Below are 22,133 nucleotides of genomic sequence, written 5' to 3'. Positions count from 1 at the left end.
ATGGCTGGCATCTTCGCCGGCGCCAAGAGGAGACCGGTGAGCCCGGGACATGACCGACATGCGTTTTTCGATCCTGCCAGCTTTCATTCTGCTGTTGCCGCTCGCCGAAATTGCCGGTTTCGTCGTCGTCGGCCGGGCGATCGGATTGTGGCTGACGCTCGCGCTCGTCATGCTGGGTTTCGCTCTCGGCGTGGTTCTGCTGCGCCGGCAGGGCATTGGCATTTTGCGCCAAATGTCGAGCGAAGGACGAAATGGGGTGATGCCGGGCCGCGACCTGCTGCGGCCGGCGATGAACGTCATTGCCTCGCTGCTCCTGATCATTCCCGGCTTCCTCACAGATATCATCGCGATCCTCATTCTCATTCCGCCGGTGCGCGATCTCGTCTGGCGGGCGATCGCCAAACGCTTCGTCGTCGTTAATGCCAAGGGCGGCTCTTCCTCTGGCCCGCAGCCCGATTTCCGCGACCGCAAGCCGAACTCGAAGGTGGTCGATCTCGACGAGGAGGACTATCATAGGGAGCCGGATCGCAACTCGCCGTGGTCCGGCAAGCATATCGGCGACTGAGGCACTGCGGCTGATCAACCGCGCCAATCGCCCAGGGTTGTAAGCCCTTCCCTGAAATGTTAGATGGCGGCACCATTCCCATGCCCCTCGAGGAAAAGCCAATGGCAGACGATAACAACAGCAACGGTGCGGCCAACCCCACCCTTTCGATCCTTGCGCAATATACCAAGGATCTGTCCTTCGAAAATCCGGGTGCGCCGCGTTCGCTGCAGGCCCGCGACAAGGCGCCGACGATCAACATCAATGTGAACGTCAACGCCAACCCGCTTTCCGATACGGATTTCGATGTCGTGCTGTCGCTGAATGCCGAAGCCAAGGACGGCGACAAGACGGTTTTCCATGCCGAACTCACCTATGGCGGCGTTTTCCGCGTTGCCGGTTTCCCGCAGGAACACATGCTGCCGGTTCTCTTCATCGAGTGCCCGCGGATGCTCTTCCCCTTCGCTCGTCAGATCATCGCCGACGTCACCCGCAACGGCGGTTTCCCGCCGCTGATGATCGACCCGATCGACTTCACACAGATGTTCGCTCAGCGCGTTGCCGAAGAACAGGCCCGCGCCAAGGTTCAGGCCGTTCCGAACTGACCGGATCCTTCCTGGCTGAAATGCGGATGCCCGGGCTGGTCCCGGGCATTTTCAATTGAGGGCCGGCTTAATCGAGGTTGGCGTATTTCGCCCAGATGCTTTTTTCACCGAGCTTGGCGACGAGCGCCTCATGCGCCTGCTCCTCGGTTTGGCTGAGGCGCGGGGCGAGCGGCCGGGGCCGCTCAAGCACGGCGGCAATTACCACATCGTCTTCCATCGCCATGTCACCGCGATCTGCCCGGTTGGATTTGCCGACCATGCCGAGGCCGAGGGCTGCCTGTCTGCCGCCGATCATCTCGATATAAACTTCGGCAAGCAGTTCGGAGTCGAGCAGCGCGCCGTGTTTGGTGCGGTGCGAATTATCGATGCCGTAGCGCCGGCAAAGCGCATCCAGCGAATTTGGCCCCATCGGATGTTTGCGCCGCGCCATCGACAGGGTATCGAGCACCCGTTCCGGCAGGATCGGCGGCAAACCGATCCGCGCGAGTTCCGCGTTGATGAAGCCCATATCGAAGGTGGCGTTGTGGGCGATCCACTTCGCATCGCCGAAGAAGGTGAGGATTTGTTCGGCCACGTCGGCGAAAGGCTGCTTGTCCTTCAGGAATTCATCGGTGATGCCGTGCACGGCGAGCGCATCCGGATGAACTTTCTGATCTCCAGGATTGATGAAGATATGGATCGTATTGCCTGTGGGGAAATGATTGAAGAGTTCGATGCCGCCGATTTCGATGATGCGGTCGGCGCGGTTGTCGAGGCCGGTTGTTTCCGTATCGAAGATGATCTCACGCATTCCGGAAATCTCCCTTGGCAATCCGCGTTTTCAGGTCGGCGACGATTTCAAGCACTCGTTCCCTCGTCGTCGCGATACTGTGACTGGTATCGACCAGATAATCGGACCGCCGCCGTTTTTCGGCGTCCGGCGTCTGGCGGGAGAGAATCATCTCGAATTTTTCCTCGGTCATGTCTTCGCGCGCAAGCACCCTTTGGCGCTGAATCTGTGGATCAGTGCTGACGACGACGATTACATCCACTCTTGCCTCGGCGCCGGTTTCGAAAAGTAATGGAATATCGAGCAATACCATGTCGGCGCCGGCGGCGCGTTGCCGCTCCAGAAATTCCGTCTCGCGTTTGCGAACCAGCGGGTGGACGATCGCTTCCAGGCGTTTGAAGCCGGCAGGATCAAGAGCGAGCTGGCGGCCGAGTTCATGCCGGTCGACTGCTCCATCCTTCATCGTGCCGGGGAAGACAGCATTCACCAGGGGTGCAGCTTCGCCGGCATAGAGATCATGGACCACGGCATCCGAATCATTCGCCGGGATTCCTGCATCGGCAAAGAGCTTTGCCGCCGTCGATTTTCCCATTCCGATGGAGCCGGTGAGACCAATCTTCAGCATCAGTGCGCTTCCATATCCGCGATGATGAGCGCGCGTAGCGCCGCGTCGACGATGGGACGCTGGCCGAACCATTTCTCGAATCCGGGCACGGCCTGGTGCAAGAGCATGCCGAGACCATCGACGATTGGAAATCCTTGCTCTTCCGCCTGTGCCAGGATCGGCGTCTTCAACGGCACATAAACGATATCGGTGACGACGGCATCGGCTGCAAGAGGCGAGAAATCGAGTTGCGGCGCCGCCTCGCCGTCCATGCCGAGCGAGGTGGTATTGATGAAGAGGCCGGCGCCTTTCATCACTTCGGCAAGCGCACCGGCCGGATGGGCCCGAACACGCGGGCCAAAACGATCCGCGAGTTCGTGCGCGCGTTCGACGGTGCGATTGACGACCTGGATCTCCTTAAAACCGCGATCACGGACCGCCTGGATGATCGCCCGGCTGGCGCCGCCGGCACCGAAGACGACAGCCGTGTCATGGCGGTCCCAGCCCGGATGGCGTTCGTCGAGATTGGCGATGAAGCCGCGACCGTCGGTATTCGTCGCATGCAGGGCGCCATCCTCCAGCCAGAGCGTATTCGAGGCACCGAGTTCTCGCGATAGCGCATCCGGCTTGTCGGCGAGCCGGAACGCCAATTCCTTGTGGGGAATGGTGACATTACCTCCGGTAAAGCCGGAACTGCCATCCTTCAACGAGTGAATGAAATCGGGAAAGGCCTCGGGTGCCACTTCATGAGCGCGATAACTGCCTGGCAGGCCGAGCGTCTTCAGCCAATATCCGTGGATCAATGGCGAGCGCGAATGCTTGATGGGAAAGCCCGTGACAAATGCTTTCGGCCCGAATGTTTCACGTGAATCACCCATCGATCGCTCCCAGTTCTCGCAGTTTTTTTAGGAGCGGCAGCATCGGCAGGCCGAGAATGGTGAAATAATCACCCCGGATCTCTTCGAAAAGCTGGATGCCCTCCCCCTCCAATTGATAGGCGCCGACGCTGGAAAGCGCCCGTTCGCCAACCCGGGCCAGATGTCTGGCGATGAATTCCGCCGTCAGCGGCCGCATCGTCAGCTCGGCATGGGCGAGATGTTCCCACAAGACCACGCTATTGCTGACGATGGCGACGGCACTGTTCAACCGGTGGCTTACGCCCGAAAGGGCTTGAAGATGATTGGCCGCGTCGGCCAGGTCCTTCGGCTTATGGAAGACGCTGTCGCCGAGCGACATCGTTTGATCCGAACCGATGACCAGGGTATCCGGAAAACGACTGCTGACTTCCTCGGCCTTGGCCCTGGCCAGGACGAGGGCCACGGCGTCAGGCTTAGCGCCGGCTTTTTCCAGCGGCGCTTCGACGGCCCGTTCATCGATCCTTGCGGCATGTGCCTCGAAGGCCAGACCGGCATTTTCCATCAGCATCCGGCGAAAGGGACTCGACGATGCAAGGATGAGTTTCGGCGTCATGGGTTCCTCGGAGTGCCGGCTTTCCGTCAGCGCTTAGCGCAGCTTCGGCCGCAGGGCAACGATTGCCGCGGCCGTTTCCTCGATTGAGCGGCGGGTGACGTCGATCAGCGGCCAGTTATGGCGGGCGCAAAGCGAGCGGGCATATTTCAACTCCTCAGAAATCGCGGCACGGTCGGTATAATGTTCGCGATCGAAGCCCTGCGTCACGCCGAGCACACGATTTTCCCGCACCTGGGAAATACGGTCGGTGGTGGCGATCAGGCAGACGATCAGCGGTTTGCTCGCGACGAAGAGGCTCTCCGGCAATGGCACACCATAGACGATCGGAATGTTCGCCGTCTTGATGCCTCGGTTGGCGAGGTAAATGCTGGTCGGTGTTTTCGACGTGCGGCTGATGCCGATGATCACGACATCGGCGTCGTTGTAATCGTCGGGCATCTGGCCGTCGTCGTGATCCATGGTGAAATTCAGCGCTTCGATGCGCGCGAAGTAGCCGGCATTCATCACATGCTGGGCCCCAACCCGACGGCGCGACGGAGCGCCGAGATAGATCTGGAAGGCATTCATCACCGGCTCCAGCACATTCACCGAGGCGACGCCCATCTCGATGCAACGCTCATCGATCAGGCTTGCAAGCTCCCGGTCGACAATGGTGTAGAGCACGATGCCAGGGGCGTCATCGATCGCCTGCAGAACCGGCAGCAGCTGCTTGCGATTGCGGATCAACGGATAGACATGTTCGATCGGCTGCGCTGATCTGAATTGCGCCGACGCGGCGCGCCCGGCCGAGATCAGAGTCTCTCCCGTTGAGTCAGAAATCAGATGCAGATGGAAGAAGTTCGTTCTGTTCTCCACGCTATTTTCCGCTGCCTGTTGAAAAGACTGGATGAAACAGAGCTACGGCGGCGAGGCAGTCTCCGGCAAGGGAAAACATGCCTCCTTATCCACATTTCGGATTTTGCGGGTCGGTTTTGATTGGCCCTGTGGACGATGGGGAAGAGATCTATTTCTCGAAAGCCGGTCCACAGCCTATCCACAGCTACAGGAAAAATTGCCGACCCGGAAGGATTTGGAATCACTTTCAGATTTGGCTTCTCCCCGAGATTCGGTCGAGAAGGACAAATCTTTCCGATGTTGTTTTGCAGGCGCGCGACAAATGGCGACGGCAGTGGATGGATTTTAATCCTTGATAGTCACCGACTCTAAGAAATAGAAACCTTTTAAAATATCTTTGATTTTTTATAGGGAAGAAGCGCTTGAGCGATACGCGCCGAAAGATCATGAGGGTTTTGAGTGGCGAGAGCCTCTCCCCTCCTCCTCTCTGGCTGATGAGACAGGCAGGACGTTATCTCCCGGAATATCGGGAGACTCGGGCAAAGGCAGGGAGTTTTCTCGATCTCTGCTACACGCCTGAGCACGCCGTCGAAGTGACATTGCAGCCGATCCGCCGCTATGGCTTTGATGCGGCCATACTGTTTTCCGATATCCTGGTCATTCCCGATGCAATGAAACGGAATGTCCGGTTCACCGAGGGCCATGGCCCGGAGATGGATCCGATCGATGAAGCCGGGATCGGCAGATTGAATGGCGAAGAGGTTGTCGATTATCTCAGGCCGGTTCTGGAGACGGTGCGGCGGCTGCGGGAGGAGTTGCCAGTCGATACGACGCTGCTCGGCTTCTGCGGCGCGCCCTGGACGGTTGCGACCTACATGATTGCCGGGCACGGCACGCCGGATCAGGCTCCTGCGCGCCTCTTTGCCTACAGGCATCCCCGCGCGTTCGAGCATCTGCTGATGCTGCTTGCCGACGTATCGGCCGATTATCTGGTCGCCCAGATCGATGCCGGCGCCGATGCCGTGCAGATCTTCGATTCCTGGGCTGGCGTTCTCGGCGAGAAGGAGTTCGAAGCTTTTGCGATCAGGCCGGTTGCGCGGATGATTGCTTCGGTCAAATCGCAACGGCCACATGCTCGCATCATCGCTTTTGCCAGGGGCGCCGGCTACCAGCTGAAAACCTATCGTCAGAAGACGGGTGCTGATGCGATCGGCCTCGACTGGTCGGTCCCGCTGGCCTTTGCCGCCGAACTTCAGAAAGACGGACCGGTTCAGGGCAATCTCGATCCGATGCGCGTCGTTGCCGGCGGCCGGGCACTGGAAGAGGGCATCGACGATATATTGCAGCATCTCGGCAATGGACCGCTGATCTTCAATCTCGGTCACGGCATTACGCCGCAGGCTGACCCCGAGCATGTGCGTCTGCTGGTCGATCAGGTGCGAGGCGGGCGCGTGCGAGGTGGGGCGTGACGATGGAAAAACAGACTGATCGGAGGTCTGGCGCCTACGCCAGGCGCCGGGCTCATTTTGCGCTGGCCTTCTTCGCGCTGATGGCGGTCGGGCTTTTTGCGTTGAACCCCGATAATCTCTACCTCTGGATCAAAGCGCTGCACATCATCGCGGTCATTTCCTGGATGGCCGGACTGTTCTATATGCCGCGGCTGTTCATCTATCACACCGATGCGGAGCCCGGCTCGGTGCAATCGGAAACCTTCAAGGTGATGGAGCGTCGGCTACTTCGAATCATCATGACGCCGGCAATGATGTTGACGTGGATTTTCGGCCTCTATCTCGCCTGGTCAGCCTATGGATTCCACGGCGGCTGGCTGCATGCCAAGATCGGTCTCGTCGTGTTGCTGACCGGTGTTCATATGTTCTTCAGCCGCGCCGTCGGAGCGTTCGAGCGGGATGAAAATCGCCGCTCCGCGCGCTATTGGCGGTTCATGAACGAAGCGCCGACAGTGCTGATGGTCGTGATCGTCATCCTCGTCGTGGTGAAGCCGTTCTGAGGAAAATCGTCCTCAGGTTAAATTTGCTTCATTTTAAGCAGCCCTCTTGCGGCAGCGATTGCGAGTCGCTATTTTCCGCGCATCTCATCTACGTGGCATGTGTGTAGAGTTCAGTCGTCTGCGAGCCCTTTCGCGGTACCGAATACGACCCAACATCGCCTTTCCCCTTTGAAATTGAAAAGAGTATTGGTCACTTCATGGCTGAAATGAAGCTTCAGGAACTTAAGAGTAAATCCCCGACGGATCTGCTGGCATTTGCCGAATCGCTCGAGGTCGAGAATGCAAGCACGATGCGCAAGCAGGAGCTGATGTTTGCGATCCTCAAGATGCTTGCCAGCCAGGATGTCGAAATCATCGGCGAAGGCGTCGTCGAAGTGCTGCAGGACGGCTTCGGCTTCCTGCGTTCGGCCAATGCAAACTACCTGCCGGGCCCGGACGATATTTATATCTCCCCGTCGCAGATCCGCCGTTTCTCGCTGAAAACCGGCGATACCGTCGAGGGCCCGATCCGCGGGCCGAAGGAAGGCGAGCGCTATTTCGCCCTGCTCAAAGTCAACACCATCAATTTCGACGATCCGGAAAAGATCCGTCACAAGGTTCATTTCGACAATCTGACGCCGCTCTATCCGAACGAGCGCTTCAAGATGGAACTGGATATTCCCACCACCAAGGATCTGTCGCCGCGTGTGATCGACCTGGTGGCGCCGCTCGGCAAGGGCCAGCGTGGATTGATCGTCGCGCCGCCGCGCACCGGTAAGACCGTGCTGTTGCAGAACATCGCGCATTCGATCACCGCCAACCATCCGGAGTGCTATCTGATCGTCCTGCTGATCGATGAACGCCCGGAAGAAGTGACCGACATGCAGCGCTCGGTTCGCGGCGAGGTTATCTCCTCGACCTTCGATGAACCGGCTGTGCGTCACGTGCAGGTGGCCGAGATGGTCATCGAGAAAGCCAAGCGCCTTGTCGAACACGGCCGCGACGTTGTCATCCTGCTCGATTCGATCACGCGCCTGGGCCGTGCCTATAACACGGTCGTTCCCTCGTCAGGCAAGGTCCTGACCGGTGGTGTGGACGCCAACGCTCTGCAGCGGCCGAAGCGCTTCTTCGGCGCGGCGCGTAACATCGAGGAAGGCGGCTCCTTGACGATCATTGCAACCGCGCTGATCGATACCGGCAGCCGCATGGACGAAGTGATTTTCGAAGAGTTCAAGGGTACCGGCAACTCGGAAATCGTCCTCGACCGCAAGGTCGCCGACAAGCGCATCTTCCCGGCGATGGACATCCTGAAGTCCGGCACGCGCAAGGAGGATCTTCTCGTTCCGCGCCAGGATCTGCAGAAGATCTTCGTGCTCCGCCGCATCCTTGCTCCGATGGGCACGACCGACGCGATCGAATTCCTTATCGACAAGCTGAAGCAGACGAAGAACAATTCCGACTTCTTCGATTCGATGAACACGTAATCCTTAGCCGGATTCACCCCATAAGAGCTGGAGGCATTGTGATGATGCCGCCAGCTTTTCTATTTAAGAGGAATCGATTTCGATTCCAATGGACCAAGCGATATGGCCATGTTGAATGATACCATATATGCGCTATCGAGCGGCGCCCCGCCTTCAGGGGTTTCAGTCATTCGGATCAGTGGTCCCCTGACCAAAGATATATTGGTAAGGCTCATCGGATCCGTGCCGACAGCCCGGAAGGCATCTTACCGGACGATTCGGACTCGTAACGATCAGCCGATTGATAGCGGTCTGGTGTTATTTTTTCCTGCCCCGAATTCGTTTACCGGCGAGGATGTTGCCGAGTTGCAAATCCACGGCAGCCGAGCGGTTCTGGCGGCGCTATTTCATGCACTTGGCGATATTCCAGGTGTTCGGATGGCAGTCGAAGGCGAGTTCTCCCGTCGGGCCTTTGAAAACGGCAAACTTGATCTGGTCGAGGTCGAAGGTCTGGCCGACCTCATTGGCGCCGAGACTGAAATGCAGCGCCGCCTTGCAATCGAACACAGCGCAGGTGGGCTTTCCACACTTTACGATTCGTGGGCGGAACGATTAACGCGCGCCCGAGCACTGATCGAGGCGGAACTTGATTTCCCCGACGAGGATGACGTTCCAGGGTCGGTATCGGATATGGTCTGGGCCGATATGGGGAAGCTTCGCAGTGATATCGAGCATCACCTGGCGGCAGCTTCGGCCGGCGAGATTATCAGAGACGGCTTTAAGGTGGTCATCGCCGGCGCTCCGAACGCTGGAAAATCGAGCCTGTTGAATGCTTTGGCCCGTCGTGATGTGGCAATCGTGACGGAGATTGCCGGAACCACGCGCGATGTCCTGCAGGTTGATCTCGATATTGATGGTTTTCTGATCAAGCTCTATGACACGGCGGGACTTCGTGAGGCGGACGACAGGGTCGAAATGGAAGGCGTGCGGCGCGCGCGTCTAGCGCTTGGCGATGCCGATCTCGTCCTGATGCTGGTTGACATGACGGATCCTCAGATTCCTGACGACTTGGAGCGAGCCTCTCCACATGTTACTGTCGGGACAAAGAAGGATCTCATAGATATCGCAGCGGATCGGTATGATCTGCAGATTTCGACGGCGACGGGTGATGGTCTGACGGAACTACGCCGGTTGATCGGCAATATTGTCGACAAACGTTTTGGCGGCCTGTCTATGGCAATCCCCAGTCGGCAACGGCATAAAGATTCGCTAACGAAATGTTTAACGGCGCTCGATGCGGCAATATCGCAGACGGATGTGAATCTCGAACTGCGGACCGAGCAGCTGCGAATTGCCGCTGAGTATTTGGGGAGAATTACTGGAAGAGTGGACGTCGAACAGCTGCTCGAGGTGATCTTCTCGGAGTTTTGTATCGGCAAATGATTCACGTGAAACCCTGGGCGCCAGCTTGCGCTGGTTTCACGTGAAACGTCTGCCGGATGTGGAGTCTTGAATGACGGATAATGCCTTCGATGTAATTGTGATAGGTGGCGGCCATGCAGGCTCGGAGGCTGCTTGCGCAGCTGCGCGCCTCGGGGCGAAAACCGCACTGATTACGCATAGACGAGACACGATTGGCGTCATGTCGTGTAATCCGGCAATCGGTGGGCTTGGCAAGGGCCATCTGGTTCGGGAGATCGACGCGATGGACGGCCTGATGGGTCGTATTGCCGACGTCGCGGGCATTCAGTTCAGGATGCTGAACAAGAAGAAGGGCGCGGCGGTCCGCGGTCCGCGGACGCAGGCCGATCGAAAGCTTTATCGCCTGGCAATGCTGGCGGCGATCGAAGCAACGCCAGGCCTGGATATCATCGAAGGCGATGCATTTGATCTGGATGTTGTCGATGGCCAGGTCGCCGGCGTGATTATGAAGGATGGTCGAACCCTGAAAGCGCCGTCGGTGGTTTTGACCACTGGAACCTTTCTGCGGGGCCTTATTCATATCGGTTCGGAAAAGACACCAGCCGGGCGTGTTGGTGAAGCACCGTCAATCGGATTGTCTGCGACCCTCGCCCGCCTGGGATTGCGGTTGGGACGTCTGAAGACCGGAACACCAGCGCGACTGGATGGAAAGACGATCGACTGGCAATCCGTCGGCCGACAAGGGGCTGACGAGGAGCTTGTTCCCTTCTCTTTCATGACCGACGCGATTACCACGCCACAGATCGAATGCGGGGTCACCAGGACGACGGAAGCGACCCATCGCATCATTGTCGACAATATTATGCGCTCGGCAATGTATTCCGGGCAGATCGAGGGCGTCGGGCCTCGTTATTGTCCGTCTATCGAAGACAAGCTGGTGAAATTCGGAGAGCGGGATGGACATCAGGTCTTTCTCGAGCCCGAGGGACTGGACGATGACACGGTCTATCCTAACGGGATTTCGACCTCCTTGCCGGCGGAGGTGCAGTCAGACTTCATCAAAACGATTCCGGGGCTTGAAGTGGCAAGAATTCTGCAACCGGGCTATGCGATCGAATATGATCATGTCGATCCGAGAGAGCTGACGCCATCGTTGGAGGTCAAACGGTTGAGGGGCCTGTTTCTCGCCGGTCAGATCAATGGGACCACCGGATATGAAGAAGCAGCCGCCCAAGGTCTGGCAGCCGGGCTGAATGCTGCGTTGCGAAGCAGCGATTCGGAACCGTTTCATTTTAGCCGAACAAGCTCCTATATCGGTGTCATGATTGACGATCTCACCTCGCGTGGCGTTACGGAACCGTATCGAATGTTTACATCGCGTGCGGAATATCGACTGACGTTACGGGCTGACAATGCCGATATGCGCTTGACGCCCTTGGCCATGCGGCTTGGATGCGTGAGCGGCGAGCGCGTACAGCGATTCACGTGCTATCAGGCAGAAATCGAAAATGGCCGAGCGCTGCTGCGGTCGCTGGCGGTTACGCCGAACGAGGCCCGCCGTGCTGGCTTGAATATTAATCTCGATGGGCAGCGCCGAACTGCCTATGATTTGTTGTCCTATCCGAATTACGATCTGGCCGCGCTCCGGCATGTTTGGCCGGAGGCGCTTGACGCGATCCGGCCGAAAGTTGCGGAAGCGTTGGAAATCGAGGCCGGGTATTCGGTTTATCTGGATCGGCAAGCCGCGGGGATTGCCGATCAGCAGCGCGACGAAGACCGGCAGATACCGCTAGATTTCAATTATGACGTACTCTCCGGTCTTTCGAACGAGCTCAAGGCAAAACTCAGCGCTGCTCGACCTTTCAGCATCGCCCAGGCCGCAATTGTTGAAGGGATGACGCCCGCAGCAATCGCATTGCTGCTTGTGCACTTGCGTCGCCTACCCGCCCCCGCTCGTCATAGCGCCTGATTACAAGATTTGAGAGTCTTTCAGAATGGAATTAAACGGTTTGCGTGTTTCACGTGAAACACAGGAACGGCTGCAACACTTTGCCGCGCTGTTTCAGAAGTGGGCGAAAGCAATTAATCTGGTGGCGCCGTCGACACTCGATGACCTTTGGCACCGGCACATCGCCGATAGCAGCCAAATCTTTCAGATTCATCCGCAGCCTGTTACCTGGGTTGACCTCGGTAGCGGAGGTGGCTTTCCCGGCGTTATTACCGCAATTTTTCTGGCCGAGCTGCAAGGTGGATGGGTCCATCTGGTCGAAAGCAGCCATAAGAAGGCAGCGTTTCTGCGCACGGCGCTGCGGGAGACAAATGCGCGCGGCAGCGTGCATAGTATTCGAATCGAACATGCTTATCCGGTGGTTGGCGAATGCGGTGCGATTTCAGCGCGTGCGCTTACCGATCTTGATGGGCTCATCGGATATTCGGCCCCTTGGATGCTTGGCAAGGAATATTGTCGTGGCTTTTTTCATAAAGGCCGGGATTACCGGAAGGAAATCGACAAAGCACGTGGTCGGTGGGAATTCGATCTGGTAGAACATAAGAGCGCCGTCGGGCAGGAATCTGTTATTTTAGAAGTATCAAATCTCCGGCGCTTGGTTTAACAGATCGGATATTGCGGCAATGGCTGGCGAACGACATCGGATTATCACCATCGCAAATCAGAAGGGTGGCGTTGGCAAGACGACCACAGCAATCAATCTGGCAACAGCGCTTGCTGCCATTGGCGAGCGCGTCTTGATCGTCGATCTCGACCCGCAGGGTAATGCCAGCACCGGCCTTGGTATCGATCGTCGTGATCGCAAACTCTCCTCCTACGATCTGATGGTTGGAGATCGGGGCATCCCCGAAGTGACTCTCGAGACGGCGGTTCCGAATCTCTTTATCGTCCCGTCGACGATGGATTTGCTTGGCATCGAGATGGAGATCTCGCAGCAAAGCGATCGTGTCTTCAAATTGCGGAAAGCCTTGTCTTCGCCGGAAGCCATGGCATTTTCCTATATTCTTCTGGACTGCCCACCGTCGTTCAATCTGCTGACGATGAATGCCATGGCGGCGGCGCATTCGGTTTTGGTGCCATTGCAATGTGAATTCTTTGCGCTGGAGGGATTGAGCCAGCTGCTTGAGACCGTCAGCCAGGTCCGGCGAACGGTTAATCCGCGTCTGGATATTCAAGGGATCGTCTTGACGATGTTCGATGCGCGCAACAATCTTGCGCAGCAGGTGGTCAATGACGTGCGCACGCATCTCGGAGAAAAGGTTTACCACACGTTGATTCCGCGCAACGTCCGGGTTTCCGAGGCGCCGTCCTACGGCAAGCCGGCTATTCTCTATGATTTGAAGTGCGCGGGCAGCCAAGCCTACCTGCAGTTGGCCTCCGAGGTCATCCAACGGGAGCGGCAAAGACTGGCCGCGTGATATCATTTTAGGGGTAGGTGAGTGTAGATCATGAATGACGATGTATCGAAGAGGCGATTGGGCCGCGGCCTTGCGGCGTTGATTGGTGAGATGGATCAGCCTGCCCCGGTGGAAGCCGAGCGGACCATCAGTGCCGACAGAATGATCCCGATCGAGTTCGTCAGCCGTAACCCTCGTAACCCTCGTCGTTTCTTCGATGACACAGAGCTCCACGATCTCGCAAGTTCGATTCGTCAACATGGTATCGTTCAGCCGATTGTTGTGCGGACGATGTCGCGGGATCGATATGAAATCATCGCCGGCGAGCGACGTTGGCGCGCAGCTCAGCTTGCCGGGCTGATCGAGATTCCTGTCATTGTCCGTGATGTGGATGACAAGACGGCGCTGGAAATCGCCATTGTCGAAAACGTGCAGCGCGCGGATCTCAATGCCCTCGAAGAGGCGTTGGGTTATGAGCAACTTATTGCGGAATATGGTTACACGCAGAACGACCTTGGGGAAATCATTGGTAAAAGCCGCAGCCACGTTGCCAATTCCTTGCGCTTGCTGAAGCTGCCGGATCCGGTTCGCGATTTGCTTGCCGCTGGGAGCCTTTCGGCCGGGCACGCGCGCGCACTGGTTTCGACATCTGACCCGGCAAGTCTTGCCCGTACGATCGTTGCCAAGGGCATGTCGGTGCGTGATGCGGAGAAGCTCGCACAAAACAATATCAAGGCCCAATCGGAACCACAGCAGCCGGCTTTGCGGCGAGATCAGAAGGACTCCGACACGCTGGCGCTGGAACGGACACTTTCCGATGCGCTCGGCCTTGATGTTGCGATCAATCACAAGGCAAGCGGCGGTCAGATCAAAATTTCCTATAAGTCACTGGAGCAGCTCGAGGAAGTCTGCCGCTTGCTCGAGAGGCGTTAAAGCGTCGTGCGTCCCTTTAGGCGCACAAAGGACGCTCTCACTCTTTGCTAGTCAGGCGGATTTCCGGCCGGATTGAAGGGTGGTGGATAGAAGCGTTTGCATCGCAACGCTGTCCTCCAGCACCTGTCGCCGTCTGCTTTGCAAGATAGCGGCCTGCAGCCGGTTGGATTCTCGGGCGATGCTTTCGGCGGTCCATTGGCGCAGTGCCTGTTCGATGATCGGCTTGCGGCGAAAATGCAAATGCCGCCCCATCGTCTGCATGATTTGAGGCGGCTGCAGCCGTCTTTCATCCATTTCGGCGCGCATCGAATCCAGAAGCTGGAATTGTTTCAGGCATGCCTGGAGCACCAGAAAGATCGCCGTTTTCGAGCTGCTGATCTTTTGCATCGCGTGCAGAAAGGCATTGAGATCACCGCCGAGAATGGCGTCGACGGCGTCGTCGACCGAAATGGCGCTGGCGTCGCCGATTATTTCGGTAACGTGATGTTCTTCGACGGTATCGAAGCCGCGGCAGTAAAGAGCGAGCTTGCGCACCTCGTTTCGCGAAGCGATCCGATCACCGCCGATCAACGCGATCAGCGCCTGGCGCGCGACCGGCGTAATGCCGAGCTTCTCTGCGCTAAGTTCAGTATCGATCAAGGCATTCAGGGCGCGGCTGTCGTCGGCGTAAGAGGGGATCGTCATGACGGATCGCGCGGCTTCCGCGGTCTTGCGCAGCGGCGAGCCCTTCTTCAGGTCGCCGGCCTCGACGATCAGATAGGCGGCTTCGAGTGGTTTTTCGGCCAGCAGTGCCAGGGACTCGACGAGGTATTTCTCGTTGGCGGCGCCGCGGATCCAGATCAGTTTCTCACCGCCGAACAAACCGATCGACTGGACCTCGTCGACCAATCGCCCGGGATCCTTCTGCAGGTCGCCGACATCGAGTTTGGTCAGCGAGAAGGGATCATCGAGCGCGACACCGCTCTTGCCGGCGAGCAAGCCTGCTCGTTCGGAAACAAGGCCGCGATCCGGCCCGTAGATGACGAAAATACGATAGTTCCGTGCCGATTTCTGCAGGAAGGTCTCGAATTCGTGGGATTTTATCTCGGCCACATCTCAGCCCTCAGCGGCTGAGGGCAGCGGCTATATCGGCCCCGACGAATTCCGCTACCTGATCTGCCGCACGATTTTGGGCATCACGGATTGCGCGCTGCTTGGCGAATTCCTGGTCAGGGAAATCCACCAGCGCCGTGGTCGCGCGGCTGCCGGCCTTGATGACATGATTGTCGGTCGCCGCGCGTAGCGTGTAGGTGACGCTGACGGTCACACGACCGGCTCGCGACGTATCGTCGGATTCCCTCAGCAACGTGTCGGCAACGGTCGAGGAGGCGTGCATTTCGACGAGATATTCCGGTTTTTCCGGCTCGCCGGCTCCACGCGACGATAGGAAAATCAAGTGGTTACGAACTTGTTGTTCGACGCGGCTACCTGCTGGAGAAAAGCCGACCGAGGAAAGCTTTTCAGTAACACCGGAACTCTCGGAGTAGAGCGGACGAACCTGGCAGGCGGAGAGAAATGCCGCGGAGGCAAGGATCATGGCGATGCCGGCATTGCGGGCCAGCTTGCAAGCGATATCAGACGACAATGTTTACAATCCTTTGGGGAACCACGATGATCTTCTTCGGTGCCTGTCCGTTCAAGGCGTTTTTCACCGCATCCAGATCCAGCACGGCGTCGGTTACGGCATTCTGATCTGCATCGCGAGAAATTGTCAATTCAGCGCGTTTCTTGCCATTGATCTGTACCGGCAGGACGACATCGTTTTCGATAACGAGTGTTTCGTCGTACTGCGGCCAGCTTGCCCGGGCAAGCAGCCCTTCGTTGCCGAGTGCGGCCCAGCATTCCTCAGCCAGGTGCGGTGTCATCGGAGAGACGAGCTGAATCAGGATCTCGGCGGCATCGCGTACCGCTGCGCGATAGGTGGCATCACCCTCGCCCACGGCAACCTTCGTCATCGGTGCGGCCAGCGCGTTGACGAGTTCATAAATTCGGGCAACGGCCTTGTTGAACCAGAGCTTGTCGTAGTCGTTCTGCACGGCCTTCAGCGTCTTGTGGGCAGCCTGCGAGATTGACAGCGCTTCCCCATCGGTTGCCGGCGCAGGTGCAACGGTAGAGAGCGCGTCCGCAGCTTCGGAAATCAGGCGCCACAGACGCTGGGTAAAGCGATGAGCACCTTCGACGCCCGCCTCGGACCAGATGACATCGCGCTCCGGCGGGGAGTCGGACAGAACGAAGAAACGAGCGGTATCGGCGCCGTAGGAGGCAATGATATCGTCAGGATCGACGACGTTCTTCTTCGATTTCGACATTTTCTCGATCGAGCCGATCGCGACTTCCTCGTTGTTCGTCAGCAGGAAAGCCCGGCGTTTGCCGTCGAGTTCGTCGATGCGGATATCGGCGGGTGCCACCCATTCGCGGCTGGCGCCGGCGCCGCGGCTATAGGTTTCGTGGACCACCATGCCTTGGGTGAAGAGTCCCTTGAAAGGTTCGGTGGCGGCGACGTGACCGGTCTCGCGCATGGCGCGGGTGAAGAAGCGGGAATAGAGCAGGTGCAGGATCGCGTGCTCGATGCCGCCGATATACTGGTCGACCGGCAGCCAGCGGTTTGCCGCTTCCGGATCGGTCGGCTTGTCTTCCCAGGGCGCGGTGAAGCGGGTGAAATACCAGCTCGAATCGACGAAGGTATCCATTGTATCCGTCTCGCGGCGTGCATCCTTGCCGCAGTTCGGGCAAGAGACATGACGCCAGGTCGGATGACGGTCGAGCGGATTGCCGGGCTGGTCGAAAGCGACGTCGTCAGGCAGCTTGACAGGCAGGTCCACCTTCGGCACCGGCACGACACCGCAATCATCGCAATGGATGACCGGGATCGGGCAGCCCCAATAACGCTGGCGGGAAATACCCCAGTCGCGCAGACGGAAATTGACCTTGCGCTCGCCCTGCGGCGCATTGCCGAGCGAAGCGGCAGACAGTCGATCGGCGACGATATTGAAGGCTTCTTCCGTGGTCTTGCCGTCGAGGAAGCGTGAATTGATCATCACGCCATCGCCGTCGTAGGCGGTGTCGCCGACGGAAAAGCTTGTTGCGTCGCCATCCCTCGGCATGACGACGGCCACGACCGGCAGGCCATATTTGCGCGCAAAATCAAGGTCGCGCTGGTCGCCCGACGGGCAGCCGAAGATCGCGCCCGTGCCGTAATCCATCAGGACGAAGTTGGCGATATAGACAGGCAGCTCCCAAGAGGGATCAAGCGGATGCCGGACGCGGATACCGGTATCCATGCCCTTCTTTTCGGCGGTCTCGAGCGCTGCGAGAGACGTGCCGGCGCGACGGCACTCCTCGCAGAAGGCGTCGATATCAGGGTTCTTCGCGGCGGCATCCTTCGCCAGCGGATGATCGGCGGCGATCGCCAGGAAAGAGGCGCCGAAGAGCGTGTCCGGCCGGGTCGTATAGACTGTGACTTCGCTCTCGCCGGCAGGTGCCGTTTCCGGCACGATCTCCCAGCGGATCGTCAGGCCCTCCGAACGGCCGATCCAGTTCTTCTGCATCAGGCGCACTTTTTCCGGCCACTGGTCGAGCGTATCCAGCGCGTCCAGCAGATCCTGGCTGAAGTCGGTGATCTTGAAGAACCATTGCGTCAGTTCACGCTGTTCGACGAGCGCACCGGAACGCCAGCCGCGTCCATCGATTACCTGTTCGTTGGCGAGCACGGTATTATCGACAGGATCCCAGTTGACCTTGGACTGCTTGCGATAGACCAGGCCCTTCTCCAGGAAATCCAAAAAGAGATGCTGCTGGTGCTGGTAATATTCGACGTCGCAGGTGGCGAACTCGCGGCTCCAGTCCAGCGAAAGCCCCATGGCCTTCAGCTGCGCCTTCATCGAGGCGATATTCTGGTAGGTCCAGGAGGCGGGGTGAACGCCACGCTCCATGGCGGCATTCTCCGCCGGCATGCCGAAGGCGTCCCAACCCATTGGATGCAGCACGTTGTAGCCGCGGGCACGCTTGTAGCGGGCGACGACATCGCCCATGGCGTAATTGCGGACATGGCCCATATGGATGCGCCCCGACGGATAGGGGAACATTTCGAGGACGTAATATTTTTCGCGCGGATCGGCATTGTCGGTCTCGAAGACCTTGTCTTCATTCCATTTCTGCTGCCAGCGGGGCTCGGCGTCGCGCGGATTATAACGTTCGGTGGCCATGGTATTCGTATTTCCGGAAAATCAGGGGAGTTGGTCGAGACCTTCACCATGAAACCACTACAGCGTCAAGTTTTGCAGGTGCTGCAAGCGTCCGATCTTGATTGTGACCAGGGATTTCGCCGAGACGGGACTTGGCAAGCACAGAATGGCTGGCTAGTTCATTCCAATCATTTCATTCCAGATATGTTGAGGCAGAACGATGGAACTTCGAGAGCGTTTGAACGACGTGCGGTCGCGGATTGCCGCCGCGGAACGCGAAGCAGGTCGTCCGGCGGGTTCCGTTCAGCTCGTCGCGGTGTCGAAGACCTTCGAGGCGGAGGCAATCCGACCGGCCATCGAAGCCGGGCAGCGTGTCTTCGGCGAAAACCGGGTGCAGGAAAGCCAGGGAAAGTGGCCGACGCTGAAGGCTGAGCGGCCCGATATCGAGTTGCATCTGATCGGACCGCTGCAATCGAACAAGGCGGCGGATGCCGTAGCGCTTTTCGACGTCATCGAGACGGTGGACCGGGAAAAGATCGCCCGCGCGCTTGCCGAGGAGATGAAGCGGCAAGGCAAGGTGCTGCGGCTTTACGTCCAGGTCAATACCGGGCTCGAACCGCAGAAGGCCGGCATCGCTCCGGAAGAGACGTCGGCCTTCGTCGCCTTCTGCCGCGACGAGCTTGGCCTTTCCATCGAAGGATTGATGTGCATTCCGCCGGCCGAGGAAAATCCCGGGCCGCATTTCGCTTTGCTGGCAAAGCTCGCGCTCAAATGCGGCGTCGAAAAGCTGTCCATGGGCATGTCGGGTGACTACGAGACGGCGGTCGCCTTCGGCGCCACAAGCGTCCGCGTCGGATCGGCGATTTTCGGCGCGCGCTGATACGCGGCTTTGGTCGGGCTTCCTGTCTCGCTTCACCCCGTCTAGATTTAAGATCGAGGTTGCATGTCCTGGGGAGGAGCAAATGCAGAACGGCTATCATCAGGCTTATGCGGCCTGGAAGCGCGATCCCGAAGCCTTCTGGCGCGAAGCAGCCATCGGCATCGACTGGTACAAGCCGCCGGAGCGGATTTTTTCGCCCAGTGAGGGCGTTTATGGCCGCTGGTTCTCTGGAGCCGAAACCAATACATGCCACAATTGCGTGGACCGGCATGTGGCTGCCGGCCGCGGCGGCGAGACTGCGGTCATCTTCGACAGCGCAATGAACGGTGAGAAGCGCCGTTTCACCTATGATGAGGTGCTTTGCGAGGTGATGGCCATCGCATCAGCGTTGGTCGAGCGCGGCATCGGCAAAGGCGACCGCGTCATCCTCTATATGCCGATGGTGCCGCAGGCGGTCTTTTCCATGCTCGCCTGCGCCCGCGTCGGTGCGGTTCACTCCGTCGTTTTCGGCGGGTTTGCCGCCAGCGAACTTGCGGCGCGCATCGACGATTGCTGTGCGAAGCTGGTGATCACCGCGAGCTGCGGGCTCGAGCTTGGCCGCATCGTCGCCTACAAGCCCCTGGTCGATCAGGCGATCGAGATCGCGCATTCGAAGCCGGAGTACTGCCTGGTGCTGCAGCGGCCGGAGCTTCGGGCAGATCTCGCCAGCGGCCGCGATCAGGATTTCGAGGTGGCGGTGGCGCAGCATCGTGGCGCCGAGATCGCCTGTGTCCCCGTCAAGGCGACCGATCCGCTCTACATCCTCTATACCTCGGGCACGACGGGCCAGCCGAAGGGCGTTGTGCGCGACAATGGCGGCCATATGGTCGCGCTCAACTGGTCGATGCGGAATATCTACGGCTTGAAGCCGGGCGAGGTCTTCTGGACGGCTTCGGATATCGGCTGGGTCGTCGGACATTCCTATATCGTCTATGCCCCGCTGCTATCAGGCGTAACCACTCTGATCTTTGAAGGGAAGCCAGTCGGCACTCCGGATGCGGGCACATTCTGGCGCATTGTTTCAGAGTATCGAGTGCGGGTGCTGTTCACGGCGCCGACGGCATTCCGCGCCATCCGGCGGGAGGACGGTGACGGTGAACTGATGCGCCAGTATCCCATGCCGGATCTACGGGCACTGTTTCTTGCCGGCGAGAGGGCGGATCCGGAGACGTTGAAATGGGCCGAGCGCATGCTTGGCATACCCGTCATCGATCATTGGTGGCAGACGGAGACCGGCTGGCCGATCGCGGCAAATCCGCTCGGCCTCGGCGTCCTTCCCATCAAGCACGGTTCGCCGGCGCTGCCGATGCCCGGCTATGATATTGCGGTGCTCGACGATGCCGGTCATCCGATCGAGGCGGGAACGCTCGGCAATATCGTCGTGAAGCTGCCCTTGCCGCCCGGCTGTCTACCGACTCTCTGGAACGCGGACGAGCGTTTCCGCTCGGCCTATCTCGATGAGTTTCCCGGCTACTACAAGACGGCCGACGCCGGTTATGTCGACGAAGACGGCTATCTCTTCATCATGTCGCGCACCGACGACATCATCAATTGCGCCGGTCATCGGCTCTCGACAGGGGCGATGGAGGAGGTCTGTGCGCGTCATCCCGATGTCGCCGAATGCGCTGTTATCGGCGTCATCGATGCGTTGAAGGGCCAGGCGCCCTGCGGTTTCCTGGTGCTGAAACGACATGTTTCCCGTGACGCGACGGCGATCGAATCGGAGGTCGTGGCGATGATTCGTGATTCGATCGGACCTGTCGCCGCCTTCAAGACGGCCATCACCGTTAACCGCTTGCCGAAGACGCGCTCCGGCAAAATCCTGCGCGGCACGATGCAGAAGATCGCCGACGGCATACCCTGGAAAATGCCTGCAACCATCGATGATCCAACGATTTTGGAGGAAATTGCCGAGGCGCTGCGCGGGCGTGGTTTAGGCTCCCTGCCGATGTGACGGCAGGTTATGCATGATGCGGTCGCCATTACCAGCCTGCTACCCAGTCGCTCTCGATCGCCAACAGTTCGGCGCAGAACATTCTCACCCTGTTCCGCAGCTAATTCGAAACAGGCCATCCGCAATAAAAAACCCCGCCAGTCAGCTCATACCGGCGGGGTTTTTCATGAAATTACTGATATCTCAGTACTGATCGTCGTCCTCGTCCTTCGGGGCCGAGCGCAGCGAGCTCAGCTTGCGGAAGACGGCGTCGGCGTCGATTTCCTTTTCCTTTTCCTCCTCGCGCTCGTAGCTCGGGGTCAGGCGCTCGGTTTCCTGTGCCGATTGCAGCGTTGCGCCCAGCTCGGCAGCGGTCGGCAGCGGACGGCCCTTGGAGGCCTTTTCCACTTCCATGTCGAGATCGATCTGGCTGCAGAGGCCGAGCGTGACCGGATCCATCGGCGCCAGGTTGGCGGAGTTCCAGTGGGTGCGCTCGCGGATCTGCTCGATGGTCGACTTCGTCGTGCCGACGAGGCGGGAAATCTGCGCGTCCTTCAGCTCCGGATGGTTGCGAACGAGCCAGAGAATGGCGTTCGGGCGGTCCTGACGCTTGGAAACCGGCGTATAACGGGGACCGCGGCGCTTGGATTCCGGCACCCGCACCTTCGGTTCGGAAAGCTTCAGCTTATGGTTCGGATTGGCCTCGGCGCGGGCAATCTCGTCGCGGGAAAGCTGTCCTGTCGAGATCGGGTCGAGGCCCTTGATGCCCTGCGCCGCTTCGCCGTCGGCGATCGCCTTGACTTCGAGCGGATGCAGTTTGCAGAACTGCGCAATCTGATCGAAAGACAGTGCCGTATTGTCGACGAGCCAGATGGCTGTCGCCTTCGGCATGAGCAGTGTTTGAGCCATGGATATAGTCCTTCTATCGTCCGCGCCGGTCGCGGTCCGTGGATTGTCACCACAATGTCCGGGAAATATGCCGGTATATAACCGCACTGTCGCAGAATTGCAATTCTTCCGAA

The 22,133-nt window shown here is 58.8% G+C and carries 21 protein-coding genes; 12 read left to right on the top strand and 9 right to left on the bottom strand.

The features are described from left to right. Positions 1–58: 58 nt before the first annotated feature. Together N2A41_RS22260 and secB are read left to right on the top strand one after the other, a co-directional pair. Positions 59–565, top strand: coding sequence for an FxsA family protein (locus tag N2A41_RS22260; protein WP_032985381.1), 507 nt, complete (start codon positions 59–61; stop codon positions 563–565). 101 nt (positions 566–666) lie between these two features. Continuing rightward, entirely contained in the window at positions 667–1,149 is a 483-nt protein-coding gene (gene secB / locus N2A41_RS22255) for a protein-export chaperone SecB (protein WP_003544086.1), read from the top strand. 67 nt (positions 1,150–1,216) lie between these two features. Here the strand turns inward: secB and dnaQ are convergent, their stop codons facing one another. Genes dnaQ through N2A41_RS22230 form a run of 5 tightly spaced genes read right to left on the bottom strand, consistent with a single transcriptional unit; the run spans position 1,217 to position 4,847 of the window. Then, positions 1,217–1,939 carry a DNA polymerase III subunit epsilon gene (gene dnaQ / locus N2A41_RS22250; RefSeq protein ID WP_017966005.1) on the bottom strand — a complete coding sequence of 241 codons (723 nt, stop codon included), beginning with the start codon at positions 1,937–1,939 and terminating at the stop codon, positions 1,217–1,219. Further along, on the bottom strand, positions 1,932–2,543 hold the full coding sequence (gene coaE / locus N2A41_RS22245; RefSeq protein ID WP_260109739.1) for a dephospho-CoA kinase: 612 nt from the start codon (positions 2,541–2,543) through the stop codon (positions 1,932–1,934). Before coaE ends, dnaQ begins: the two co-directional genes overlap by 8 nt. Then, positions 2,543–3,400: a shikimate dehydrogenase gene (locus tag N2A41_RS22240; protein ID WP_260109738.1), complete on the bottom strand. Its 858-nt coding sequence runs from the start codon at positions 3,398–3,400 to the stop codon at positions 2,543–2,545. Before N2A41_RS22240 ends, coaE begins: the two co-directional genes overlap by 1 nt. After that, positions 3,393–3,992: a Maf-like protein gene (locus N2A41_RS22235; RefSeq protein WP_260109737.1), complete on the bottom strand. Its 600-nt coding sequence runs from the start codon at positions 3,990–3,992 to the stop codon at positions 3,393–3,395. The genes N2A41_RS22240 and N2A41_RS22235 overlap by 8 nt, the downstream gene beginning before the upstream one ends. 33 nt (positions 3,993–4,025) lie before the next feature. Beyond that, entirely contained in the window at positions 4,026–4,847 is an 822-nt protein-coding gene (locus tag N2A41_RS22230) for a pyruvate, water dikinase regulatory protein (RefSeq protein ID WP_011649834.1), read from the bottom strand. A gap of 401 nt (positions 4,848–5,248) precedes the next feature. On the opposite strand from N2A41_RS22230, the gene hemE reads away from it, so the two are divergent. From hemE to N2A41_RS22190, 8 genes are all read left to right on the top strand, one after another. Next, positions 5,249–6,295: a uroporphyrinogen decarboxylase gene (gene hemE / locus N2A41_RS22225; protein WP_170279921.1), complete on the top strand. Its 1,047-nt coding sequence runs from the start codon at positions 5,249–5,251 to the stop codon at positions 6,293–6,295. 2 nt (positions 6,296–6,297) lie between these two features. Next, the gene (gene hemJ / locus N2A41_RS22220) at positions 6,298–6,834 is read left to right on the top strand and encodes a protoporphyrinogen oxidase HemJ (RefSeq protein WP_260109736.1); all 537 of its coding nucleotides are present in this window, start codon (positions 6,298–6,300) and stop codon (positions 6,832–6,834) included. A gap of 197 nt (positions 6,835–7,031) precedes the next feature. Continuing rightward, entirely contained in the window at positions 7,032–8,297 is a 1,266-nt protein-coding gene (gene rho, locus N2A41_RS22215; protein WP_011654069.1) for a transcription termination factor Rho, read from the top strand. Positions 8,298–8,399: 102 nt separating this feature from the next. Beyond that, the gene (gene mnmE, locus N2A41_RS22210) at positions 8,400–9,719 is read left to right on the top strand and encodes a tRNA uridine-5-carboxymethylaminomethyl(34) synthesis GTPase MnmE (RefSeq protein ID WP_260109735.1); all 1,320 of its coding nucleotides are present in this window, start codon (positions 8,400–8,402) and stop codon (positions 9,717–9,719) included. A gap of 70 nt (positions 9,720–9,789) precedes the next feature. Beyond that, the gene (gene mnmG, locus N2A41_RS22205; protein ID WP_260109734.1) at positions 9,790–11,667 is read left to right on the top strand and encodes a tRNA uridine-5-carboxymethylaminomethyl(34) synthesis enzyme MnmG; all 1,878 of its coding nucleotides are present in this window, start codon (positions 9,790–9,792) and stop codon (positions 11,665–11,667) included. A gap of 25 nt (positions 11,668–11,692) precedes the next feature. Further along, a complete protein-coding gene (locus N2A41_RS22200) occupies positions 11,693–12,310 on the top strand; it encodes a 16S rRNA (guanine(527)-N(7))-methyltransferase RsmG (protein WP_260109733.1) in 618 nt (205 codons plus the stop codon). A gap of 19 nt (positions 12,311–12,329) precedes the next feature. Next, positions 12,330–13,124 carry a ParA family protein gene (locus tag N2A41_RS22195; RefSeq protein ID WP_017966014.1) on the top strand — a complete coding sequence of 265 codons (795 nt, stop codon included), beginning with the start codon at positions 12,330–12,332 and terminating at the stop codon, positions 13,122–13,124. A gap of 30 nt (positions 13,125–13,154) precedes the next feature. After that, entirely contained in the window at positions 13,155–14,036 is an 882-nt protein-coding gene (locus N2A41_RS22190) for a ParB/RepB/Spo0J family partition protein (RefSeq protein ID WP_170279925.1), read from the top strand. A gap of 51 nt (positions 14,037–14,087) precedes the next feature. Here the strand turns inward: N2A41_RS22190 and holA are convergent, their stop codons facing one another. The 3 genes from holA to leuS are packed head-to-tail and all read right to left on the bottom strand — an operon-like array spanning position 14,088 to position 18,280. After that, positions 14,088–15,128 carry a DNA polymerase III subunit delta gene (holA, locus tag N2A41_RS22185; RefSeq protein ID WP_260109732.1) on the bottom strand — a complete coding sequence of 347 codons (1,041 nt, stop codon included), beginning with the start codon at positions 15,126–15,128 and terminating at the stop codon, positions 14,088–14,090. A 10-nt stretch (positions 15,129–15,138) separates the two neighbouring features. Beyond that, the gene (gene lptE / locus N2A41_RS22180) at positions 15,139–15,660 is read right to left on the bottom strand and encodes an LPS assembly lipoprotein LptE (RefSeq protein WP_260109731.1); all 522 of its coding nucleotides are present in this window, start codon (positions 15,658–15,660) and stop codon (positions 15,139–15,141) included. Further along, positions 15,650–18,280 (bottom strand): leucine--tRNA ligase, encoded by a 2,631-nt coding sequence (leuS, locus tag N2A41_RS22175; RefSeq protein ID WP_260109730.1) that lies wholly within the window; start codon positions 18,278–18,280, stop codon positions 15,650–15,652. The genes lptE and leuS overlap by 11 nt, the downstream gene beginning before the upstream one ends. Before the next feature lie 199 nt (positions 18,281–18,479). Here leuS and N2A41_RS22170 point away from each other — a divergent pair, with 199 nt between their 5' ends. Both N2A41_RS22170 and N2A41_RS22165 read left to right on the top strand, forming a co-directional pair. After that, complete coding sequence (locus tag N2A41_RS22170; RefSeq protein WP_170260840.1) at positions 18,480–19,139, top strand: YggS family pyridoxal phosphate-dependent enzyme; 660 nt, start codon at positions 18,480–18,482, stop codon at positions 19,137–19,139. A gap of 82 nt (positions 19,140–19,221) precedes the next feature. After that, positions 19,222–21,132: a propionyl-CoA synthetase gene (locus N2A41_RS22165; protein ID WP_260109729.1), complete on the top strand. Its 1,911-nt coding sequence runs from the start codon at positions 19,222–19,224 to the stop codon at positions 21,130–21,132. A gap of 183 nt (positions 21,133–21,315) precedes the next feature. Here the strand turns inward: N2A41_RS22165 and N2A41_RS22160 are convergent, their stop codons facing one another. Further along, complete coding sequence (locus N2A41_RS22160) at positions 21,316–22,020, bottom strand: DUF1013 domain-containing protein (protein WP_007632151.1); 705 nt, start codon at positions 22,018–22,020, stop codon at positions 21,316–21,318. Between the last annotated feature and the right edge of the window lie 113 nt (positions 22,021–22,133).

Source organism: Rhizobium sp. SRDI969 (assembly GCF_025152725.1).
Lineage (GTDB): Bacteria > Pseudomonadota > Alphaproteobacteria > Rhizobiales > Rhizobiaceae > Rhizobium > Rhizobium leguminosarum_I.
This window is presented reverse-complemented; position numbering and strand designations above follow the sequence as displayed.